Genomic DNA, 20299 nt, shown 5'->3' on the forward strand with positions numbered 1-20299 from the left:
CCTCCCACATTCAGCACACTCTGATGAACTATTTACGCGCCGCCTCCCACTGCTTGAGCAGGTCGTCGTAGTTCACGGTTTCGCCCTTGGGCTTCTCATTGGCCAGTTTCGGCTTCGGTGCACCCGGCTGGTCGAACCAGTATTGCGCGTCACGCTCGGGGTTCATTTTCGGGCCGCATACCGGTTGCACCTTGGAGCGCTCCAGGCGCGTCATGATCGCGTCCTGCTCCTTGGCCAGGTTGTCCAACGCCTGTTGCGGGGTTTTCTCGCCGCTGGCGGCGGCGGCGATGTTGCTCCACCACAGTTGCGCCAGGCGTGGGTAGTCCGGCACGTTGGTGCCGGTCGGCGACCACTCGGTGCGGGCCGGGCTGCGGTAGAACTCCACCAGGCCACCGAGCTTGGGCGCCATGTCGGTCATGGCCTGGGAGTTGATATCCGACTCACGAATCGGCGTCAGGCCCACGATGGTTTTCTTCAGCGACACAGTTTTGGAGGTGACGAACTGCGCGTAGAGCCAGGCCGCGAGTTTCTGCTTCTCGGGGGTGGACTTGAGGAAGGTCCAGGAACCTACGTCCTGATAGCCCTTTTTCATGCCCTTTTCCCAGTAAGGTCCGACCGGCGACGGCGCCATGCGCCATTTCGGCGTACCGTCGGCATTCACCACCGGCAGGCCCGGCTTGACCATGTCGGCGGTAAACGCGGTGTACCAGAAGATCTGCTGGGCGATGTTGCCCTGGGACGGCACCGGGCCGGATTCGGAGAAGGTCATGCCGGCTGCTTCCGGCGGCGCGTAGGCCTTCATCCAGTCCACGTATTTCTGCGTGGCGAACACTGCCGCCGGGCCATTGGTGTCGCCGCCGCGGGTCACGCTGGAACCCACCGGGTGGCAGTCCTCCACACGAATGCCCCACTCGTCCACCGGCAAGCCGTTGGGCAAGCCCTTGTCGCCGCCGCCGGCCATGGAGAACCAGGCGTCGGTGAAGCGCCAGCCCAGGGACGGGTCTTTCTTGCCGTAGTCCATGTGCCCGTAGATGCGCTTGCCGTCGATTTCCTTGACGTCTTCGCTGAAGAACTTGGCGATGTCTTCATAGGCCGACCAGTTCACCGGTACGCCGAGGTCGTAGCCGTATTTTTCCTTGAACTTGGCCTTCAGCTCCGGGCGTTCGAACCAGTCGGCGCGAAACCAGTAGAGGTTGGCGAATTGCTGGTCGGGCAGCTGGTAGATCTTGCCGTCCGGCGCGGTGGTGAAGGACAGGCCGATAAAGTCCTTGAGGTCCAGGGTCGGCGAAGTGAAATCCTTGCCTTCGTTGGCCATCAGGTCGGTGATGGATTCGGTCTTGCCGTAGCGAAAGTGCGTACCGATCAAGTCGGAATCATTGACCCAGCCGTCATAGATGTTCTTGTCGGACTGCATCTGGGTTTGCAGCTTCTCCACCACGTCGCCTTCCTGCAGCAGGTCGTGGGTCAGCTTGATCCCGGTGATTTCGCTGAAAGCCTTGGCCAGCACCTTGGACTCGTACTCGTGGGTGGTGAGGGTCTCCGACACCACGTTGATCTTCATCCCACGAAAGGGTTCCGACGCCTTGATAAACCACTTCAACTCCTCAAGCTGTTGGGCTTCGGTGAGGGTGGAGGGCTTGAACTCGCTGCCGATCCATTTTTTTGCGGCATCTTCATAGGCATCGGCCCAGGCCGAGGCGCTCAAACCGCTGAGGGCCAGTACGGCGGCCAATGAAATGCTATGTCGCAGCTTATTGTTTTTATTCAACATAGAGACCTCCTGGTTAATTTCAAACGGGGCTTGTAGGAGCGAGCTTGCTCGCGAAAAACTCAAAGACACCGCGGGCTACCAGGAGCACTGCGTTATCGTTGACGATTTTCGCGAGCAAGCTCGCGCCTACAGGGTCGTAAAGACCTAGCCCCAACGCATCACACTCAACAGCCATACCAGGGAGAGCGCGGACGCCACCCAGATGCTCCAGTCGGTAACGCCGATCACCAGCAAATGCAGGTAGGCGCTGCCGAGAAGTCCGATAAACAAGCGATCACCACGGGTAGTGCTGATCGGTAGAAAACCGCGCCGTGGGATGCTCGGCGAGCGCAGTTCCCAGGTGGTCATGCCCGCCAGGATCAGGGCTATGCCGCCAAAGAACAGCGCAGTGGGGGTGGTCCAGGCCATCCATTCCATCATCGATTCCTCTAGACCCGGCCCAGGGCGAAGCCCTTGGCCACGTGGTTGCGAACAAACCAGATCACCAGCATGCCCGGCAGGATGGTCAACACCCCCGCCGCTGCCAGCACGCCCCAGTCGATTCCCGAGGCCGAGACCGTGCGGGTCATCACCGCCGCGATGGGCTTGGCGTTGACCGAGGTCAGTGTGCGCGCCAGCAACAGTTCGACCCAGGAAAACATAAAGCAGAAAAAAGCCGTGACGCCGATACCGGAGCCGATCAGCGGGATAAAAATCTTGACGAAGAACTTGGGAAAACTATAGCCATCGATGTAGGCGGTTTCGTCGATTTCCTTGGGTACACCGGACATGAAGCCTTCAAGGATCCACACCGCCAACGGCACGTTGAACAGGCAATGGGCCAGGGCCACGGCGATATGGGTATCGAACAGGCCGATGGAGGAATACAGCTGGAAAAACGGCAGCAGAAACACCGCCGGCGGCGCCATGCGGTTGGTCAGCAGCCAGAAGAACAGGTGCTTGTCACCCAGGAAGCGGTAGCGCGAGAACGCATAGGCTGCCGGCAACGCCACACTGAGGGAAATCACCGTGTTCAGGCTCACGTAGTACAGCGAGTTGAGGTAGCCGGTGTACCAACTCGGGTCGGTGAAGATCACCTTGTAGTTGGCCAGGGTGAAATCCTGGGGAAACAGGGTCAGGCCGCCGAGGATTTCGGTGTTGCTCTTGAACGACATGTTCAGCAGCCAGTAGATCGGCACCAGCAGGAACAGGATGTAGATCAGTAGCGGAATAAGCTTGCGCTTGCTCATGTTGGCGGCCTCAGCGGTTGGCATCGGAATGGGTCATGGCGGTGTAGAACAGCCAGGACACCAACAGGATGATCAGGAAGTACACCAGGGAAAACGCCGCCGCCGGGCCCAGGTCGAATTGGCCTACGGCCATTTGGGTCAGCGTCTGACTGAGGAAAGTGGTGGCGTTACCCGGCCCGCCGCCCGTCAGCACGAATGGCTCGGTGTAGATCATGAAACTGTCCATGAAGCGCAACATCACCGCGATCAACAGCACGCTTTTCATCTTGGGCAGTTGGATATGCCGGAACACCGCCCAGGCGGACGCCCGATCAATCCGCGCAGCCTGGTAGTACACATCCGGAATTGCACGCAGCCCGGAATAGCACAGCAGCGCCACCAGTGAGGTCCAGTGCCACACATCCATCACCAGCACGGTGACCCAGGCGTCCATGGTATTGGCCGCATAGTTGTAGCTGATGCCCATGGCGTTGAGGGTCGAACCCAGCAGGCCGATATCGGCACGCCCGAAAATCTGCCAGATGGTGCCGACCACGTTCCATGGAATCAGCAGCGGAATGGCGAGGATGATCAGCACCAGCGATGACCAGCGGCCCTTGGTTGGCATGGTCAGGGCGATGGCGATGCCCAGGGGGATTTCAATCAGCAGTACGCAGGCCGAATAGATGAACTGGCGCAGCAGCGAGTCGTGCAGCCGTGGGTCGAGCAACACCTGCTTGTACCAGTCAGCCCCGACAAAGTAGCGGCTGGACTGGTCGAAAATATCCTGCACCGAATAGTTGACCACGGTCATCATCGGGATCACCGCACTGAACGCCACCAGCAGGAACACCGGCAACACCAGCCACCAGGCCTTGTTGTTCTGCACCTTGTTCATGGCGCCACCTCCACCAGGTAATCGTCGGCATAGAGCATCAGCCATTGCGCGGGGAAGCTGATCGACGCCCTGCCCTGCGGCACTGGTTTGTCTTCGGCCAGACGCACTTTCAGCGGTGCGCCGTCGAGGTTGAGGGTCATGATCTTGTAGGTGCCGAGGTCTTCCACATGCACGATCTCGGCTTGCAGGGCGTCAGGGTTGTACTCGTCCCATACGTGGATAAATTCCGGGCGGATGCCAACCTGGAGCTTTTGGTAGTCGGTGACGCTGATACGTTGCTGCAAGGCCTCGGACAGCGGCAGCTGCGTGTCGGCAAAGCCCACGCCGCCGGGGTTGGCCTGCACCTCAATCAGATTCATCCCGGGGCTGCCGATGAAATAGCCGACAAAGGTATGGCTTGGGCGCTCGAACAATTCACGCGGGGTGCCGAACTGCACGATCTGCCCGCCGTACATCACCGCGATCTTATCGGCAAAGGTGGAGGCCTCCAGTTGATCATGGGTGACGTAGACCATGGTGATGTTGAACTGCTCGTGGATCTGCTTGAGCTTGCGCCGCAGTTTCCATTTCAGGTGCGGGTCAATCACCGTCAACGGCTCGTCGAACAGAATTGCCGACACGTCATCGCGCACCAGGCCACGGCCCATGGAGACTTTCTGTTTTTCGTCGGCGGTGAGGTTGCGGGCTTTTTTGCTCAGCAGGTTTTGCAGGTCGAGGACTTCGGCAATTTCCTGCACTTTGCTGTGGATCTTCGCCTCGGCCATGCCCTGGTTGCGCAGCGGGAAGGCCAGGTTATCGAACACCGTCATGGTGTCGTACACCACCGGGAACTGGAACACCTGGGCGATATTGCGTTTCTCCGGGGTCAGATCGTTGACCACCTGGGTGTCGAACAGCACCTGGCCTTCGGAGGGGCTGAGCAGGCCGGAGATGATATTGAGCAGCGTGGACTTGCCGCAGCCCGACGGCCCGAGCAAGGCGTAGGCGCCGCCCTGCTCCCATACGTGGTTCATTTCCCGGATGGCATAGTCCTCTGGCCCCGCTGGCGTAGGGCTGTAGCTATGGGCAAGGTTACGCAAATGGATCTCGGCCATCAGGCAACCCTCGCGATACGGCGCCCGGGGGCCTGGACCAAACGGCCCTGGCCATCGAACACAAACAGTTTATGGGTGGGGATATACACGCGGATCGGCGCGTCGACGTCGTACTCGTGCACCCCCGGCAGGTGCAGCACCAGCAGGAAATGTTCGCTGCGCACATGCAGAAAGGTTTCCGAGCCACTGATCTCGGCGACTTCCACGGTAACGGCCAGCTCCAGGTCATCGTCGTTGCTCGGTACCAGGCTGATATGGCTGGGGCGCACGCCAAAGCGAAATTCGCCTTCGCCGATGGGACGCAGGTCGACGTTGAGCGGGAAATGCACAAAGTTGGCAAAGCTGACCTCGTTGCCGCTGATGCGCCCGGGCATCAGGTTGATCGGCGGCTCGGAGAACAGCTCGGCAGCGAGCACCGTCTGCGGCTGGTGATAGACCTCGGCGGCCTTACCGCTCTGGATCACCCGGCCCTCGTGAAGAATGGTGGTGGTGCCCCCCAGGGCCAGGGCCTCGTTGGGTTCGGTAGTGGCATAAATGGCGATGGTATGGCGCGCCTTGAACAGTTCGCGCATTTCCTGGCGCAGCTCTTCGCGCAGTTTGTAGTCCAGGTTGACCAGCGGTTCATCGAACAAAATCAGTTCGGCGTCTTTCACCAGGGCGCGGGCCATGGCGGTGCGTTGCTGCTGGCCACCGGACAGCTCCAGGGGGTGGCGCTGCAGGAATTTCTCGATGCGCAGCATCTTGGCGGTTTCCAGCACCTTGCTCTGGATCAGCTCGTTGGACACACCGGCCTGGCGCAACGGCGAGGCGATGTTTTCGAATACGGTCATGGTCGGGTAGTTGATGAACTGCTGGTAAACCATCGACACATTGCGCAGGCGCACCGGTTTTTGCGTGACGTCCACGCCGTTCATCAGGATGCGCCCGCTGTCGGGCTTGTCCAGGCCGGCCATCAGGCGCATCAGGCTGGTCTTGCCGGACAGCGTGCGACCGAGCAGGACGTTGAACGAACCGGCTTCGAAACGCAGGTTGGCGTCGTCGATCCAGGTTTGGCCGTCGACAACGCGGGAGACATGTTCCAGGGTCAATGACATGACACGACCTTTTTTATTATTGGAATGAATCTGGCCAGTCGTCAGAGCGAGTTTCGTGCCAAAACTGCAAACGCTTGATGCGTAAGGAAATCGGTTAATTGGGATGTTCACGAGTGAACAATCAAGCTGAACAACTGAACACTGCCGGGGTTGACAATGAACAGTTCTGAACAACACTCTCATGACCAACAGAGGATAAAAATGTGGGAGGGGGCTTGCTCCCGATAGCGGTGCGTCAGTCAGCATTTTTTTCACTGACACACCGCTATCGGGAGCAAGCCCCCTCCCACACTTGAACCCATTTCAATGGTTGAATGTGCACATCCAATAACAATAAAAATGAAGGTCGCACCATGGCCGAACCACTGGCTCACGACACCCTTATCCAGGATTCCTGGCGCCGTTGCCGCGCCTTTGGCCTGGATCACCAGAGCGCTCCCAGCTTTGACCAGCTCCCTGCCGAAGGCATTCGTCAACTGCTGGAGAGCCAGCATTCACTGGTGCAGACCACCCACCAGGAAGTGCTGCCCTACTACGAGAACATCCTCAGTAATTCCAACTGCCTGATCATGCTGGCCGACAACCAGGGCCAGGTCCTGACCTCCTGGGGTACCCAGCGCTTTATCGAGCCCAAGCTGGCCCGTGGTTTCAGCCCCGGCGCCAGCTGGAAGGAGCGCTCCAGCGGCACCAATGCCATCGGCACCGCGCTGGCCTGCGCCCAGGCGGTGCATATCGAACACGATGAACACTTTCTCAAGGCCAACCGCTTCATGACCGGCTCGGCCGCCCCCATTTTCGATGCCCAGCGCGAAATCATCGCGGTGCTGGATGTGTCCAGCGACAGCTACCTGCCGCCCTCCCACACCCTGGGCATGGTCAAAATGATGAGCCAGACCGTGGAAAACCGGCTGATCCTCAACTTGTTCCGCGGCGAACATTTCCAACTGACGTTCAACACCGGCTTGAGCAATCTCGACAGCCAGTGGGCCGGCCTGTTGATCTTCGATGAGAGCGGCCAGGTGCTGTCGGCCAACCGGCGTGCGGACAACCTGCTGGGTATCAGCCTGTCGCGAGTAATGATCGACCGTTTGTTCAAGGTCTCGCTGCTGGAGCTGCTCAACCAGCCGGAGGGCTTGCCGTTCTCGTTGCAGGCGGCGGGACGCAATCGGTTCCAGTGCCTGTTGAAGCGACCCAAGCAGATGCCGGTGCAAGCCCGGGTGTTCAATGAACCGACGCCGCCGCCAACCCCGGCCTCGATCAACCTCAAGACCCTGCATTTTGGCGATGCACGGGTGGAGAAAGCTGTGCGTCAGGCCGAGCGCCTGTTGGAAAAGGACATACCGTTGCTGATCCACGGCGAGACCGGCGTGGGCAAAGAGGTGTTCGTCAAGGCCCTGCATCAGGCCAGTTCCCGCAGCCGCCAGGCGTTTATCGCGGTGAACTGTGCGGCGATTCCCGCTGAGTTGGTGGAATCGGAACTGTTCGGCTATGAAAAAGGCGCCTTCACCGGCGCCAATCAGAAAGGCAGCATCGGCCTGATCCGCAAGGCGGACAAGGGCACGCTGTTTCTCGATGAGATCGGCGATATGCCATTGCCGACCCAGGCCCGGCTGTTACGGGTGTTGCAAGAGCGCTGCGTGCAACCGGTGGGCAGCAGCGAGGTGTTCCCGGTGGACTTGCGCATCATCTCGGCGACCAACCGGGCCCTGCGTGAGCTGGTGCAGGCCGGACGCTTTCGTGAGGACTTGTACTACCGCATCGGCGGCCTGACCCTGGAGTTACCGCCGTTGCGTGAGCGTACCGACAAGCGGGCGTTGTTCCAGCAACTGTGGCAGCAACACCGGGAGCCGACCCAGTGGGCCGGGCTGAGTGCCGAGGTGCTGGGGTTGTTCGAGCAACATCCGTGGCCGGGGAATTTGCGCCAGGTGAGCAGCGTATTACAGGTGGCACTGGCAATGGCCGAAGAGCAGCCGATCCGTGCGGAGCATCTGCCCGATGATTTTTTTGTCGATCTAAAAGAGGCGGCACCGCTGTCTACACGCGAGCGCCTGGATGACAACCTGGATCTGAGCCAACGCCTTGAGGCCGTGGGCGGAAATATTTCCCACCTGGCGCGGGAATTGGGGGTAAGCCGCAACACCCTGTACAAGCGCCTGCGCCAGCACGAAGGTTGATTAACGCCAACGCCAAGACACACCGGTGTAAACACCACGTCCATCGGCAGGGGTAGAGCGTGCTGCGTCCATGCCTTTGTCGTCGTAACCCGGCGTAACGGTATTGGCATAACGACGGTTGGTGAGGTTGCGCAGGTCGACCCAGGCTTGCCAGTCCTGTTTGGGCGCGTCGTAGCCGAAGGTGGCACCGAAGGTGGTGTAGGCCGCGGCATAGTAGGAATTGGCGTAGTCCACCGCGACCCGTGAGGCATGTTCGGTGTTGAGGCTGGTGTAGAAACCCGTCGGGTGGCTGTAGCGCACCTGCGCCTGGTAATAGTGCTCGGGGATGCCAGGCAAAGTGTTGCCACCGAAACGTTCATCGTTGCGGTAGTGGAAATCGCTGAAGGTGTAGGCCTGGCGCAGGTCGAGCTTGCCGCTGGAGCCGCCGTCCCATAACGGGCTGAGCAGGCCCAGTTCCACACCCTGGTGCACGGTGGGGCTGGCGTTGGATTCGGCAATGATGGCATTGCTGGTGGAGGTCTGGGCCTGGGTTTCCACGGAGAGCAGTTCGTGGCGTACTTCGGAGCGGTAGAGGGCCAGGTCCCACTGGCCGAGCCAGACTTCGCCGCGCCCGCCGATTTCCAGGGTGGTGGCAGTCTGATTGCGTAACTTCACACCTTCGCGCTGTAGTCCCGTGGCCGCGCCGTTGCCAGGACCGAAGTATTTGTTGGAACCCCAGATCATCGACCAGGCATGCGGTGGCTCTACCGAGCGGCTCAGGTTGGCGTATACCTGCAGTTGCGGGGTGAAGTCGTAGCGCAGGCCGATGCGCGGTGCATAGTCCCAGTCATGTTGACTGAGCGGCGCCTGGCCCTCGGGGTAAGTCACCTGGGTTTCGCGGCGGGTGTAGATCGCGGCGAGGCCGGTGGTGAGCCATAGGTCGGGGACCAGCTCCAGGTCGTTGCCGATGTGCAGCACGGTGTCTGACCCCAGGTAGCTGTAGTCGCGGGTCTTGGTGCCGGGGGCGTAGCTGGCGGTCTTGCCTGTGGGGGTGCGTACGTACTCGGAGGCGCCATTGTTGGGCATCGCCTGGGTGGTGCGCAGGCCGACGGTGGTTTTGCTGGCATGGCCGAACAGGCTGTCCTGGCGGATGTAGTTGAGGGTGCCGCTGATATCGGTGTAGGCGACTTTCAGGCGGTTGCTGCCTTCGCGCAGGTCCATGGGGTAGTCGTGATAGGCCAGCCCGACCTCGACCCTCGATGCGTCATCCAGTTGCAAGGTGGTCTTGTTGGCGATCCAGGTGGAGCCCGGTTGCAGGCGTTTGGAATCGCGAGCGGCATTCACGCTGTTGGCGGCACGTGGGTCATGGCTGATCTGGTAGCGCGTGAGCTTGCCGGGGGAATCGTTGGTGGTTTCGCGGTAGCGCAGGTAGAAACGCGTTTCCAGGTCCGGGTTGAAGCGGTAGCCAAAGTTGGCGGCGATGCCCTTGCCGGTGCCGGCGCTCTGGTGCTGGTAGCCATCGGACTCTGAATCGGTAAGGCTGATGTAGTAGTCGGCATCCCCCAGCACCTGGCCGGAACTGATCTCGCGCTGGGCATAGCCGCGACTGCCGACCTCATAGCGCACTTGCAGCTTGGGCGCGTCGTAGCCGGTGTGGGTGACGTAATTGACCGAGCCACCTAATGCCAACGCGCCCTGATCGAACCCGTTGGCACCGCGCAACACTTCTACCCGGCTTTGCCACAGCGGGTCCTTGAGCTCATAGGGCGTGCCGCCGGGGCCGGTCAGCGGCAGGCCGTCGAACATCTCATACAGGCCGGAGCCATGGGCACCTGGGCTGCGGTTCAAGCCCGAGCCACGAATGGATAACTTCACCCCTTCGTTATTCGCCGCCTTGGCGTACACCCCGGCCTGGTACTTGAACACATCTTCGTTGGTGCTGACACGACCTTGTTGCACGCTACTCATATCGATGTAGTTGGTGCCGCCGGGCACGCTGTTGAGCTGCGCCTGGGCGATTTCGCCAGCGCTGGCCTCAGCGGTAGTGACTTCGACCGGCGCCAATTGCAGGCCTTCGGCCTGTACCAGCGAGCTGAGGGTCAGGGCGGCAAAAAGGAACGGAGGTTGACGCAGCGGCATTGGGGCGGGTCCTTGGAATTCAGGAGCGTGGCAGGCCGGGCCCACCACGCGAACAGTGATGGGAAGGCAAGCACGCCCGTCAGGTCACGCCTTATTGACGGACCAGGCTGCCTCCAAGACAGTATCGAACCTGATTTAGCCGTCCGGCGCCGCTAACGCCCGCATCAGATCATCGGCTTCCGAACCTGCCGGAAAGCGGAACCCGTACATTTGCTCCGTGGCCAGAATCTCACCCAGTGCATCGCGCAACTGGGCCTCCGTGGGCGAGTCACGCAGCAGCTTGTGGGCCGGCAACAGCAACTCGGCAGAGACGCCCTGGACCGTCGCCGCATCGATCACGGCGAAGAGGATAAACCGCAAACGTATTTCGCGATCCGTGGGCCAAACCGTTTTTCGTTTACCCAAGGTAGGGCCTCGTGTTTAAGAAAAATCCGAGGCTATTGCCCGCAGGGACGCGTTTCAAGCAGCAGGAGGCAAGATAGGCCGCTTCCTACAGTGGAAAGGGAAACACCGCACCGTTTGAGCTATTTATGCGCGCTGCCGCGTCTCACTGCACCGGCAGAAAATTCATCAGCAACAGGCTTTGTGCGTAATTGAGGCCGATGCGGCGGTAACGCTCATCGAGGATTTGGGTGAGCAAGTCGAGGCGCGCAACGATCTTGCCAAACTCGACAGCAAAACTGAGGTTACTGCCCTCCTCCGATATTTCATTGGAAAACAACAGCAATACACCGTTGGCATCCTGACGCTGGCTGAGCAGCCAGGTGGCCTTCTCGATATTGCGTGCGGCATTGCTGACGAACTGCGGGTTGATCGAGTCAGTGACGTAAAACTGCGTGCGCCCGCCGTGGGCGGTCACGAGCATGCTACCGATCGCGTAGATAAACGCGCCGACCCGGTCGCCACGAAAGTCGGGACTCAACGAATAACTCAGGGCAGCCAGATCACGCCGGTCTCCCAGTGCGGGCAAGGGTTGGCGGTTTTCGATGGCCTGGCGGATTACCCGCGCCGCGCTCACCGCATCCGGATAACCCGATTGACGCCACTGGCTGGGGTTACGCAGGTAGAGCTTGCTCATCAGCAGGTAGAGGCTTTGCAGGTTGTCGCGCATGCCCAGGGTCGCCATGCGGTCGACGCTGGTCTGGAAGAACTCATCGGGCTTGCCGCTGCTGAACTGCCTGGCGATATCGCGGCCTTGTTGCTGGCTGCAACCCACTGCGCAGAGCGCGAACACCACGGCGAGCAACAGCGACCATAGCGAGGTAATAACAGTTGACGTTCGATCCATCGGCACCGGGTCTGATTCTGTGGGCCACCCTCGGAGTCGGGTGGCCGGGACAGGGATAGATCAACAGAATGGAAAAAAGTGCAGCCGCACGGGTCAGATAAGCATAGGACTACAGGCGCTGATCTGACCCGGCACTGGATGAGCGGGGCGTTAAAGCAGTATCGTGGCAAGCATACCCAAGGCGCCCAGGCAGAACCCGACCAGCGCGCCGCGTCCAGGCGCTTCATGAAACAGCGACCAGACCACTACTGGCTCAAGTAGCAACAAGGACGTGACCGAGACCACGGTGACAATCCAGATGTCCCCCACCGCCCTGTACCCCAGCCAATAGGCGCCCAGCAGGCAAAGCCCGGCAAAACACATCACCACCACGGGTAGCACAAACGCTCCCCAGGAACCGCCGCCGGTGTGGGCCAGCCGGGCGGTTACCACCTCGCTGTAGATTGCACAAAACTCCCCGATCACCATCAAGCCTAGAGCAAAAACTCCGAGTAGTTCTTTGGACATATCAAAAATTCCTTCGTATTCAGCGCGATATTTTTCAGCTCCCAGCCGGTGATGCTGGCGTCCAGGGAGGCATTGCCTTCATACGAAGTGCGTTTGAAAAGGCCTGAATTATCGAAGTACTTGTCCATGCTCTTATCCTTCAAAGGGGGTTGAGGCTCAGCGGCCCGATGCCGGGCGCGTGCTGATCATAGAGGCATCGTGATGTCATTCACAAATAGGGAATGCCGATATGTGCCTGCGGGGCTTTTAGCGCCTTGCTGACGGTAATGGCCTGCCACACAGCCACTGCCCATGCTAACCAAGCGCCGTGTCCAGAAACATCATCACCGCAAAGCCCAACATCAACCCCAAGGTGGCAGATGTCTGATGCCCATTGCGGTGAGTTTCTGGAATGACTTCGTGAGACACGACAAAAATCATTGCCCCTGCGGCAAGTCCTAATGCAATGGGATAACCCAACGCAAATCCACTTGAAATCCCCAGGCCGACCACGGCGCCCAGCGGCTCCATCAGTCCGGAGCCGATGGCAACAAGCGCGGCGCGCAATGCCGAAATGCCGGTCACGCGCAGCGCCAGTGCCACTGCCAGGCCCTCAGGGATATCCTGGATGGCGATAGCGGTTGTCAGGGGCATGCCAACGGTCAGGTCTCCATGGGCAAAGCTGACACCAATGGCCATGCCCTCGGGCAGGTTATGCAGCGTGATCGCAAGAACAAACAACCAGACACGGTTGAAGCGCTCGGTCTGTGGACCTTGGCGTCCAATCTCGGCATGTTCGTGAGGTACGAAGCGGTCAAGTCCGACCATCAGCGCAACGCCAAGGGCAAGCCCCAACACGACGATGCCCGCGGCCAACAGCTGATTGCCACTGATGGCTTGAGCCGCGTCGATGCCTGGCAGGATCAATGAGAAGGAACTCGCTGCGAGCATCATCCCGGCGGCGAAGCCCAGCATTACATCCTGCGTCCTCGCGCCAATATCACGCAAAAGAATCGCAGCGATGGCACCGGCTGCCGTGGCGACAAAACCACTCACGCCCCCCAATACGGCGTAGCGAAGATGGTTTTTATCGGCATCCACAATCGCGCTATACCCGCAAACGAGCAGCAGGACAGTGACCGTCGCAAGAACCGTCCAGAATATCCCGCCTGTCCAGCCCAGTTGCGCAGCACGCCGGACCCAGCCATTCTTCAAGCCTTCAGGCGCCGTGGTCAGTTCCGACATCAGCCGCCCCGCTTGATTGAATCGCGCCGTGCAGGACGTTTCCTGAGCGCCAGTTGCTGGACGATACGCCCAGCATCACGCTCGAACGAAGCGGCTGCCGAGCGCAACAGAGCGTCCAATGCTGTTACTGAAGTCGAAGCCATATTCACGTGATCACGCCTCATGGGAATCTCCTGATTATAATTTCTTGCTTGGGCCGCACGCCGTTACGGGCGTGGGGCAATGGAATCCGGGTCCGACATCGTCCTGGCTTTCATGTCCATCAGCAGCGCGTCATCATCGGCATCCAGGTTAACGCTCGAAGTCGGCCGTCGGCTCACCTCCTCACATCTGAAATGGCCCGTCAGGCAAAATTTCAAATAGATTTGGCGGTGGGTGACAAGCGGTCGAAGAGCCGAAGTAGAAAACCCAGGCAGGAAGACCTGCTGCATGCTGATCGCCACGTTGGGGATGGCGTCCACACTGGGCCAAACACCGCGCCGCTCCAGTCAGAGCCCGGGTTATCTGGTGTGCACGGCTCCAGGCGATAGAAATGCTTTAATGCACGCGATACCCAGATAGCAAAGGAAAATGCGCAATGAACAAATACCTGCTGTGTTCGCTGTTGGCACTGGTCGCGGGGTGCAGCACGGGGCCCTACCTGCATCCAGAATCGTCGGTAGGCCAGAATGCCCTGCTCTCACGAACCTGCCCGGGTGCACACGCCGCAATCAGTTTTACGCCACTGTCCGAGGAGCTCAACTGGGTTCACGTGCTGGTGTATGTGGCCCCGCCGGGGACACTCAGTTGGCCGGGTAAGGTGAGGGCTACCGACACAGAACTTCGCCTGTTCGGTCGCCTGTATAAACCGCATCTGGGCAACCCCGCCACATCGCTTTGGGTAAGTGCGGCCTCGCCTGACGTAACCGTGAAACTGGCTTCGGGGCAGACGTATCAGGTCAGTATTGAGCAGTTGAAAACGGGGTTCGACCCCAAGCAAACATCCACGTCCTCGATTAAAGGCACAGCTTTGGGTAAAGGCGACATGGACGACTTCACGCTGACCTTTCCGGATATCTTCGTCAACGGTGAAAAAGTCCCCATGGCGCCCATTCGCTTCAAAAAGCACGAAGAGCGTTATGCGCCGGTGTTCAACTGCTGAATCGAATCAGTCGTGTTCATGAAGCTGAATTACCTTGCACAAAAGCCAGCTTGATCCCGAGCGCTACAAAAGCGGCGGCGCTGGTATATTGAATGGTGCGCTCTTCATCGTGTTCCCTACGCCCGATGCCGCACAAGGAGCATGCGGCAACGATAGAGCCTGTACATGCGTTTGAACGCCAGGTTCCTGACGTACTCGGCTGGGGTACACATGCAATCAAACTGTGGGAGGGGGCTTGCTCCCGATGGCGGAGGGTCAGTCAGCACATCTGATACTGACCCACTGCCCATCGGGAGCAAGCCCCCTCCCACATTTGGTCAATGGTGTGCTTGAGTCAGGCGCCAGACAGTGCCAGTACCACTTGCAACGAGACGGGGCCAGCAGCCTCGGGCCACTTAAAGCAAAGGTTGAAATGCAAGGGTCTCAGATACTCCTGAACAGGTTTTATCGGAGGTGATATTTTAAGAACGGGACGATTTGCGCCCCCGGCCCAGCGCCGGCCTTCTTGTTTCTAGTGATCCCCCCACTCTGCTATGGTGGCGCCCTCACACCGCAATGCAAGCATCAAAGAATGGGCTCATGTAAGACTGTTGTAATCGTCGTGATGACATTGTTCGGCAACCAGGTAGTAGCGGCGGAAAATGCCAACCCTTTCGATAAGGGTCTGATGATCACGACGTTCCTGCCAACTATTCTGATTGGGGCAACGACGTCTCTCACGACCGAACCGCCAGAGCTTTTCAAATCAGCCAAAACCGATGCTCTTGCCTACATAGGCTCGAATGGCGAGATTCGCGGTGCGCAGTTTGAGCAAGCATCCCGGCATTATCGCTCGACTTATAGATCGCCCCTCATGTCCGATATGCAGCTCGCCCAGGCGATTGCGACTACATACTGATACCGACCGTTAACCTATCCTCCCTGCAATCAGCGGCGGGTGCCTCGACCTAATCCAACTCCCCGCCTGCTGCCGGTGCCCATTCTGTAAGAGCGCATCCGTACTCGGCCCACAAAACCTGTGATCCCTTCCCGTTCAAAGTCAGCCGCTAATGCTCTTGCGGAATCGCCGGGAGCCAGCCCTTGGCAAATTCTCGGGTTTTCGGGTCGAAATTGATTGGGTGGCCAGTGGGGTATTTAACCTAGCCCTATCGAGACCTCTCGCCAGGGCGTTGGTCATCGTTTCCCCCGGCAATGAATCGGGCGCCTCCTCAAAAAGCATCTTCCCATCAACTCCGTAAACCCCTATGAACAACTCCGTTCTGCCGAGAAGCGACATTCGGACCTGGACGTTCAGAAGCGTGCCATCAGGCTGCCGCTCATCTACGGATCGAGTATGAAGTGCGGGATCAGCCCAGTCCCAGAAAACCTTACCTCTGTTTCTCATGTAAGCGCCCCGATGTTAAGGCGGCAATTATGCGACTGGATTTGGGAGGAAAATAGTACAGAGCGAGAGAAATTTTCTGTTCCCCCTGAGGCTCGATGTTACTGATCCCACGATCAGCCTCGAATGAAACCCTGCATCATTCGCAGATCTCGTCATAAACGGCCCTGATGCTTGAGTGCCGGCCCATCAACTGATCGATAGAGAACAGCAGGGAAAGATCGACAAGTTCACAATGAGCCGATCCATACAGGAAGCAACGAAAGGGCTTGAGGCCTATGAGGATGAACTGCGCAAAGCTAGCGCTGGAGGACATGGTGTCGCGACATACTTATTGGCGAACCTGGATGATGGTCGTGCGGCAACCCTTCTAGATGTCCATGAGGCGATGCATGCAAACGCCTGCGCGCTTTACCAGAGCGCCTCCGATCAAGGGTTGATTGCCGGAGCGGTAATAGTGCTGCGCAACTGTGACGAAGCGTCCCAGCGGTACAAATTCGATGATCCCGAGCTTCTGCGCAAGCATAGTCAGCTGGCCAGAGCGCTGGAGCAGCCTGATCTGTACTCTGATTATTACCCACTGCCAGCGAGAGGCTCTTACTGTTTCAAAGACTCTCAGGTTACCGAAGTCGAGCACCAACAACCGTTGACCACCATGAGAGACACCTACCAGCCCATTGCTCTGAGCCTTGAACAGTTCCGCGCCGACGGTTATTACCTGTTAGCACTGAAGGGCGATATCGTAAACCCTAAAGTTCGGGGCTATCTCAAGCAGGTGCAAATGCTGGCGCCTGACTGCCTGGACCCCTCCCATCTACAATCCTTGTTCAAAAAAATGGAGAGGAAAAGCCACTGACTTAGTACCATCTTTTGCCACGATTTGGCGCACTCGGAAACGTGGCGCGAGTGAGCCAGGTATAATTCGCCGATTTTTTCCGAGACATCAAACCCATACGCTTGTATCTCTGCGCGGTGCTTATCGTTGGCCCAGTTATGACCGCGGAGCCCTCCCGCTACGGAGCTGGTCTGCGATGACTTTGCCGGCTACAAGGCAGGCTTTGAACTGGGCGTTACGGAGATCGGCTGCATGGCCCATGCCCGCCGGAAGTTCTTCGACTTGCACGCGACCAACAAGAGCCAGGTCGCCGAAAAAGCGCTGCACTACATCGCGGCCTTGTACGAAGTTGAGCGAGAAGTCCGAGAGCTGGAGCCGGGTGATCGGCAGCGAATTCGGCAGGAAAAAGCAGCGCCAATCGCCGACGCACTTCATACCTGGATGATCGCCCAAAGATAGCTTGTGCCTGAGGGTTCGGCCATCGCCAAGGCGCTGGATTACAGCCTCAAACGCTGGATAGCGCTGACGCGCTATCTCGATGACGGTGCTGTGCCCATCGATAATAACTGGTGCGAGAATCAAATCCGGCCGTGGGCTCTTGGGCGCTCGAACTGGCTGTTCGCGGGCTCGTTACGCAGCGGTAAACGTACGGCGGCAATCATGAGTTTGATCCACTCGGCGCGGCTCAACGGGCACGATCCGTATGCTTGCTTGAGGGATGTCCTTGCACGCCTGCCGACGCAGCGGGCGAGTGAAATTGTTGAACTGCTGCCGCATAAGTGGGCACCCGTTTAACCACGCATGGTGTATTGGCGGACGCTTACAAATCGGCGAGTACGCAGGCGTCAGATCTTGAACGCTAGAGATAAAATGTGACGGAGCAGTGACATGAGCCTACACATTCAAGCTGTGGCGATAGCCCGTCTTGAATACTTATAAGGCTGACGTTTATGTGAGCGTTTGCTGCCACATCGGTGGGAATCGCCCTGAGTCAGGCGAGGTAATTTCGGCGGATGCTTACACCATCATGCTCAAGGCCTAAGTTCCATCGTGCTGGCAAAAGACTCAGTAAAGTAATCCATGACAGTTCGCACAATTGCTGAGCGTTTCATGTCCCGGTGAGTGACTAACCAGAGATCACGTAAAAATGACACCCCATCGTGTTCCAGCTTGACCAACATTGGGTCTGCATCACCTAAAAAACAAGGAAGTCCGGCCACTCCCACACCCGATCGAGCGGCAACCATATGGCCAGTGATGTCGCTCAGTTCGCACGCAACGTTGCGGTTGCCTGCAATCTCCAGTAGCCACCTCTGCTGGGGCATATCGCAAAACTCTCTTTCATAGGCAATGAAAGCCCAATGCTCCGGCAAGGCAAGATCCGGATAAGTGCGGCTTGCGTAGAGATCGAACTTCATCTTTCCAACCCGTCGAGCGACGCTACCCGGCTCACTTGGCCGCACGTGCCGGACAGCGATGTCCGCCTCACCACGACTTAGAGAGACCTGATGCGCCTGCGCGCTGATTGATAACTGAATGGCCGGATACTTCTGACGGAAATCAAACATGCGCGGCGCGATGAAATGCGTTGCCAGTACAGGAGATGCGCTCAACGTAACTCGCCCGCTCAACGTCACCTGCTGGGACTTTACCTGCCGAGTGACATCGAACGCGGCGCTCTCCATGCGCCTTGCCTGTTCAACAACCAGCACGCCAGCTGCGGTCAGGCGGCACGATCTTGGCAGACGCTCAACTAACAGCGTTTGCAGTTCGGCTTCAAGCGCCGTGACTCGTCGACCCACTGTCGCGTGATCCACGCCCAATTCGCGCGCCGCACCGGAGAGTGTCCCGGATTTTGCCACGGCCAAAAAATGCCGCATGTTTTGCCAGTCAAACATCGGTGCAAATTCTCCCATTAGCATTGCGCATATGTGGAATTTACACGATAGACACGCCGGGCATAGTCTTTGTTTGTGAGCTGGAACCTGGCTTGAACCTGTGATGGAGCGAAGAAGAAAATGAGTCTTGCTATGGCGATGATGCAAGCGGGTGGCCCGGATGTTTTACAAAGGATTGATATCAAAGTCGGACGTCCTGGCCCCCTTGAGGCGCTAGTTGCCCAATCGGTGATCGGCGTCAATTTCGTGGACACCTACTTTCGCAGTGGGCTTTATCCGGTTGCGACACTTCCAGCCATTCTCGGTTTCGAAGGTGCTGGTGTCGTGATTGATACCGGTAAGGAAGTAACCCGCCTACGCCCGGGTGACCGGGTTGCCTACACAGGTGGCGCGCCAGGAGCGTATACGGAGTCGCGCCTGCTACCCGAGAGCCGACTCATCAAGCTCCCTGACGAAGTGTCATTCGAGGCGGCCGGTAGTTCCATGCTACGCGGACTTACCGCGCACATGCTTTTACACAAAGTGCATGCAACGAAGCGCGGCGACTGGATACTTGTCCATGCAGCAGCTGGGGGATTGGGGCAAATTGTTACACGCTGGGCAAAACGGCTGGGTGCCAACGTCATTGGCACTGTTGGCTCAGTTGCAAAGGTAGCTCTCGCTCGCGAGGCAGGTGCCGATTTTGTGCTACTGCATCCTGATGGCGATTGGGTAGAAGAAGCCGTGCGATTGTCAGACGGAAAGGGCGTCCACCTTGCGATCGACGGCATCGGAGGCAGCATGGTGAACCAATCATTGAGCGTCGTCCGACCTTTTGGTGTCGTCGCAAGCCTCGGTCAGCCTGCCGGGCCAATTCCACCGGTACGGGTCGAAGATCTGGGCTTCACCCGTTCAATCTCTCTTATCCGGCCAAGCTCGCTTCTGTACGCAAATGATCCACAGTTATACAAGTCTGGAACTGACGAGCTAATAGAGATATTAATGGACGGCATGGTCACACCAATCGGTGCACGCTATCCGCTCATAGACGCTGCAAGGGCTCACGCCGATCTGGAATCAGGTAAGACGACAGGGAGTGTAATACTCGTGGTATGACAGCGGACGAGCATTCAGGGCTTCGTTGGGATACTCGCCAAGCTGCAGACCAACACGCTCGCGAACATCCTCGATCTGCGCACCAGCGACCTGGCTGACGCGTCGAGCATGACGCTTCACGGTAAGGCTGTCGCCGCGTTGGTCGCGATCATAATCAAGCGAAAAGCGCTGGATTTTATAGCGCTCGGCCGGTTACCGAATGAACACCGAAGACAACGGTGAAGACGAGTGAATCATCCAGGCTGATAATTTGATTTGAGCCTACTTATTGGGCTCGAATTTCGCGAACATCATGCCGAAGAAAAAGCCCCCGACCATCGCCAGATAGACAGATTTATAACCGGAAACGTTATAGGCCAACCAGTAGTTGGCTGCGGTGATTACGGCGAATGCCAAGAAAAACTGCTTACGAGAAAATTGGCTTAAAAAACGACTTGCCGCCGCGTTCATAGCCTTGAGTTCATTCATTGCGCCTCCTTCCTTGAAAAATGCGGCAATCCTAACCTAGACACCTTTTGCCCGCCATGCTGCATCCGGTAACCGAAGGGCGACAGCTGCGTATGACTGCTACAT

At 58.4% G+C, this 20299-nt stretch carries 20 protein-coding genes and 2 pseudogenes; 7 read left to right on the forward strand and 15 right to left on the reverse strand.

Going from position 1 to position 20299, the window contains the following annotated elements:
* Positions 1-28: 28 nt before the first annotated feature.
* From QYQ93_RS17330 to QYQ93_RS17355, 6 genes are all read right to left on the reverse strand, one after another.
* Positions 29-1771, reverse strand: coding sequence for an ABC transporter substrate-binding protein (locus QYQ93_RS17330; RefSeq protein ID WP_338475142.1), 1743 nt, complete (start codon positions 1769-1771; stop codon positions 29-31).
* A 144-nt stretch (positions 1772-1915) separates the two neighbouring features.
* On the reverse strand, positions 1916-2188 hold the full coding sequence (locus QYQ93_RS17335; protein WP_003232363.1) for a DUF2160 domain-containing protein: 273 nt from the start codon (positions 2186-2188) through the stop codon (positions 1916-1918).
* An 11-nt stretch (positions 2189-2199) separates the two neighbouring features.
* Complete coding sequence (locus QYQ93_RS17340) at positions 2200-3000, reverse strand: carbohydrate ABC transporter permease (RefSeq protein WP_003232361.1); 801 nt, start codon at positions 2998-3000, stop codon at positions 2200-2202.
* 10 nt (positions 3001-3010) lie between these two features.
* Complete coding sequence (locus tag QYQ93_RS17345) at positions 3011-3877, reverse strand: carbohydrate ABC transporter permease (protein WP_005789024.1); 867 nt, start codon at positions 3875-3877, stop codon at positions 3011-3013.
* Positions 3874-4971 (reverse strand): ABC transporter ATP-binding protein, encoded by a 1098-nt coding sequence (locus QYQ93_RS17350; protein ID WP_043046714.1) that lies wholly within the window; start codon positions 4969-4971, stop codon positions 3874-3876. The genes QYQ93_RS17345 and QYQ93_RS17350 overlap by 4 nt, the downstream gene beginning before the upstream one ends.
* Entirely contained in the window at positions 4971-6065 is a 1095-nt protein-coding gene (locus QYQ93_RS17355) for an ABC transporter ATP-binding protein (protein WP_311903544.1), read from the reverse strand. Before QYQ93_RS17355 ends, QYQ93_RS17350 begins: the two co-directional genes overlap by 1 nt.
* A 353-nt stretch (positions 6066-6418) precedes the next feature.
* Between QYQ93_RS17355 and QYQ93_RS17360 the strand changes: the two genes are divergently transcribed.
* On the forward strand, positions 6419-8239 hold the full coding sequence (locus tag QYQ93_RS17360; protein ID WP_043046712.1) for a sigma-54-dependent Fis family transcriptional regulator: 1821 nt from the start codon (positions 6419-6421) through the stop codon (positions 8237-8239).
* On the opposite strand, the gene QYQ93_RS17365 is transcribed toward QYQ93_RS17360, so the two are convergent.
* The 7 genes from QYQ93_RS17365 to QYQ93_RS17395 all read right to left on the reverse strand — a co-directional run bounded on the left by QYQ93_RS17365 (position 8240) and on the right by QYQ93_RS17395 (position 13540).
* The gene (locus QYQ93_RS17365; protein WP_338475143.1) at positions 8240-10357 is read right to left on the reverse strand and encodes a TonB-dependent receptor family protein; all 2118 of its coding nucleotides are present in this window, start codon (positions 10355-10357) and stop codon (positions 8240-8242) included.
* Between the two features lie 135 nt (positions 10358-10492).
* Positions 10493-10762 (reverse strand): hypothetical protein, encoded by a 270-nt coding sequence (locus QYQ93_RS17370; protein WP_043046710.1) that lies wholly within the window; start codon positions 10760-10762, stop codon positions 10493-10495.
* A gap of 142 nt (positions 10763-10904) precedes the next feature.
* Positions 10905-11645 carry a hypothetical protein gene (locus QYQ93_RS17375; protein WP_043046709.1) on the reverse strand — a complete coding sequence of 247 codons (741 nt, stop codon included), beginning with the start codon at positions 11643-11645 and terminating at the stop codon, positions 10905-10907.
* Between the two features lie 150 nt (positions 11646-11795).
* A complete protein-coding gene (locus tag QYQ93_RS17380) occupies positions 11796-12113 on the reverse strand; it encodes a hypothetical protein (protein ID WP_043046708.1) in 318 nt (105 codons plus the stop codon).
* Between the two features lie 5 nt (positions 12114-12118).
* On the reverse strand, positions 12119-12280 hold the full coding sequence (locus tag QYQ93_RS17385; protein WP_164484442.1) for a hypothetical protein: 162 nt from the start codon (positions 12278-12280) through the stop codon (positions 12119-12121).
* 166 nt (positions 12281-12446) lie between these two features.
* Positions 12447-13376, reverse strand: a complete 930-nt coding sequence (locus QYQ93_RS17390) for a ZIP family metal transporter (protein WP_338475144.1) — start codon at positions 13374-13376, stop codon at positions 12447-12449.
* Positions 13376-13540: a hypothetical protein gene (locus QYQ93_RS17395; RefSeq protein WP_161796494.1), complete on the reverse strand. Its 165-nt coding sequence runs from the start codon at positions 13538-13540 to the stop codon at positions 13376-13378. The genes QYQ93_RS17390 and QYQ93_RS17395 overlap by 1 nt, the downstream gene beginning before the upstream one ends.
* Before the next feature lie 249 nt (positions 13541-13789).
* On the opposite strand from QYQ93_RS17395, the pseudogene QYQ93_RS17400 reads away from it, so the two are divergent.
* From QYQ93_RS17400 to tnpC, 5 genes and pseudogenes are all read left to right on the forward strand, one after another.
* Positions 13790-13878 (forward strand): annotated as a pseudogene (locus QYQ93_RS17400) (DUF159 family protein); the annotation flags it as partial.
* Positions 13879-13953: 75 nt separating this feature from the next.
* Complete coding sequence (locus tag QYQ93_RS17405; RefSeq protein ID WP_043046705.1) at positions 13954-14517, forward strand: hypothetical protein; 564 nt, start codon at positions 13954-13956, stop codon at positions 14515-14517.
* A gap of 571 nt (positions 14518-15088) precedes the next feature.
* Entirely contained in the window at positions 15089-15415 is a 327-nt protein-coding gene (locus QYQ93_RS17410) for a DUF2388 domain-containing protein (protein ID WP_043046704.1), read from the forward strand.
* A 661-nt stretch (positions 15416-16076) separates the two neighbouring features.
* Positions 16077-16754 (forward strand): hypothetical protein, encoded by a 678-nt coding sequence (locus QYQ93_RS17420; protein WP_338475145.1) that lies wholly within the window; start codon positions 16077-16079, stop codon positions 16752-16754.
* Positions 16755-16916: 162 nt separating this feature from the next.
* Positions 16917-17528 (forward strand): annotated as a pseudogene (tnpC, locus tag QYQ93_RS17425) (IS66 family transposase); the annotation flags it as partial.
* Positions 17529-17764: 236 nt separating this feature from the next.
* Here the strand turns inward: tnpC and QYQ93_RS17430 are convergent.
* Complete coding sequence (locus QYQ93_RS17430; protein WP_043046702.1) at positions 17765-18631, reverse strand: LysR family transcriptional regulator; 867 nt, start codon at positions 18629-18631, stop codon at positions 17765-17767.
* Between the two features lie 120 nt (positions 18632-18751).
* Between QYQ93_RS17430 and QYQ93_RS17435 the strand changes: the two genes are divergently transcribed.
* Positions 18752-19726: a quinone oxidoreductase gene (locus QYQ93_RS17435; protein ID WP_338475146.1), complete on the forward strand. Its 975-nt coding sequence runs from the start codon at positions 18752-18754 to the stop codon at positions 19724-19726.
* A 261-nt stretch (positions 19727-19987) separates the two neighbouring features.
* On the opposite strand, the gene QYQ93_RS17440 is transcribed toward QYQ93_RS17435, so the two are convergent.
* Complete coding sequence (locus QYQ93_RS17440) at positions 19988-20194, reverse strand: hypothetical protein (protein ID WP_043046700.1); 207 nt, start codon at positions 20192-20194, stop codon at positions 19988-19990.
* Positions 20195-20299 lie beyond the last annotated feature (105 nt).

The sequence above is a fragment of the Pseudomonas khavaziana genome (genome assembly GCF_036704165.1).
Classification (GTDB): Bacteria; Pseudomonadota; Gammaproteobacteria; order Pseudomonadales; family Pseudomonadaceae; genus Aquipseudomonas; species Aquipseudomonas khavaziana.

Excerpts from the sequence above, each read along its gene's own strand:
- QYQ93_RS17440 (WP_043046700.1), bottom strand. The coding sequence starts at position 20,194 with ATGAATGAACTCAAGGCTATGAACGCGGCGGCAAGTCGTTTTTTAAGC.
- QYQ93_RS17375 (WP_043046709.1), bottom strand. The coding sequence starts at position 11,645 with ATGGATCGAACGTCAACTGTTATTACCTCGCTATGGTCGCTGTTGCTC.
- QYQ93_RS17390 (WP_338475144.1), bottom strand. The coding sequence starts at position 13,376 with ATGTCGGAACTGACCACGGCGCCTGAAGGCTTGAAGAATGGCTGGGTC.
- QYQ93_RS17330 (WP_338475142.1), bottom strand. The coding sequence starts at position 1,771 with ATGTTGAATAAAAACAATAAGCTGCGACATAGCATTTCATTGGCCGCC.
- QYQ93_RS17435 (WP_338475146.1), top strand. The coding sequence starts at position 18,752 with ATGAGTCTTGCTATGGCGATGATGCAAGCGGGTGGCCCGGATGTTTTA.
- QYQ93_RS17430 (WP_043046702.1), bottom strand. The coding sequence starts at position 18,631 with ATGTTTGACTGGCAAAACATGCGGCATTTTTTGGCCGTGGCAAAATCC.
- QYQ93_RS17355 (WP_311903544.1), bottom strand. The coding sequence starts at position 6,065 with ATGTCATTGACCCTGGAACATGTCTCCCGCGTTGTCGACGGCCAAACC.
- QYQ93_RS17340 (WP_003232361.1), bottom strand. The coding sequence starts at position 3,000 with ATGAGCAAGCGCAAGCTTATTCCGCTACTGATCTACATCCTGTTCCTG.
- QYQ93_RS17365 (WP_338475143.1), bottom strand. The coding sequence starts at position 10,357 with ATGCCGCTGCGTCAACCTCCGTTCCTTTTTGCCGCCCTGACCCTCAGC.
- QYQ93_RS17380 (WP_043046708.1), bottom strand. The coding sequence starts at position 12,113 with ATGGTGATCGGGGAGTTTTGTGCAATCTACAGCGAGGTGGTAACCGCC.
- QYQ93_RS17395 (WP_161796494.1), bottom strand. The coding sequence starts at position 13,540 with ATGAGGCGTGATCACGTGAATATGGCTTCGACTTCAGTAACAGCATTG.
- QYQ93_RS17345 (WP_005789024.1), bottom strand. The coding sequence starts at position 3,877 with ATGAACAAGGTGCAGAACAACAAGGCCTGGTGGCTGGTGTTGCCGGTG.
- QYQ93_RS17360 (WP_043046712.1), top strand. The coding sequence starts at position 6,419 with ATGGCCGAACCACTGGCTCACGACACCCTTATCCAGGATTCCTGGCGC.
- QYQ93_RS17405 (WP_043046705.1), top strand. The coding sequence starts at position 13,954 with ATGAACAAATACCTGCTGTGTTCGCTGTTGGCACTGGTCGCGGGGTGC.
- QYQ93_RS17385 (WP_164484442.1), bottom strand. The coding sequence starts at position 12,280 with ATGGACAAGTACTTCGATAATTCAGGCCTTTTCAAACGCACTTCGTAT.
- QYQ93_RS17350 (WP_043046714.1), bottom strand. The coding sequence starts at position 4,971 with ATGGCCGAGATCCATTTGCGTAACCTTGCCCATAGCTACAGCCCTACG.
- QYQ93_RS17335 (WP_003232363.1), bottom strand. The coding sequence starts at position 2,188 with ATGGAATGGATGGCCTGGACCACCCCCACTGCGCTGTTCTTTGGCGGC.
- QYQ93_RS17410 (WP_043046704.1), top strand. The coding sequence starts at position 15,089 with ATGGGCTCATGTAAGACTGTTGTAATCGTCGTGATGACATTGTTCGGC.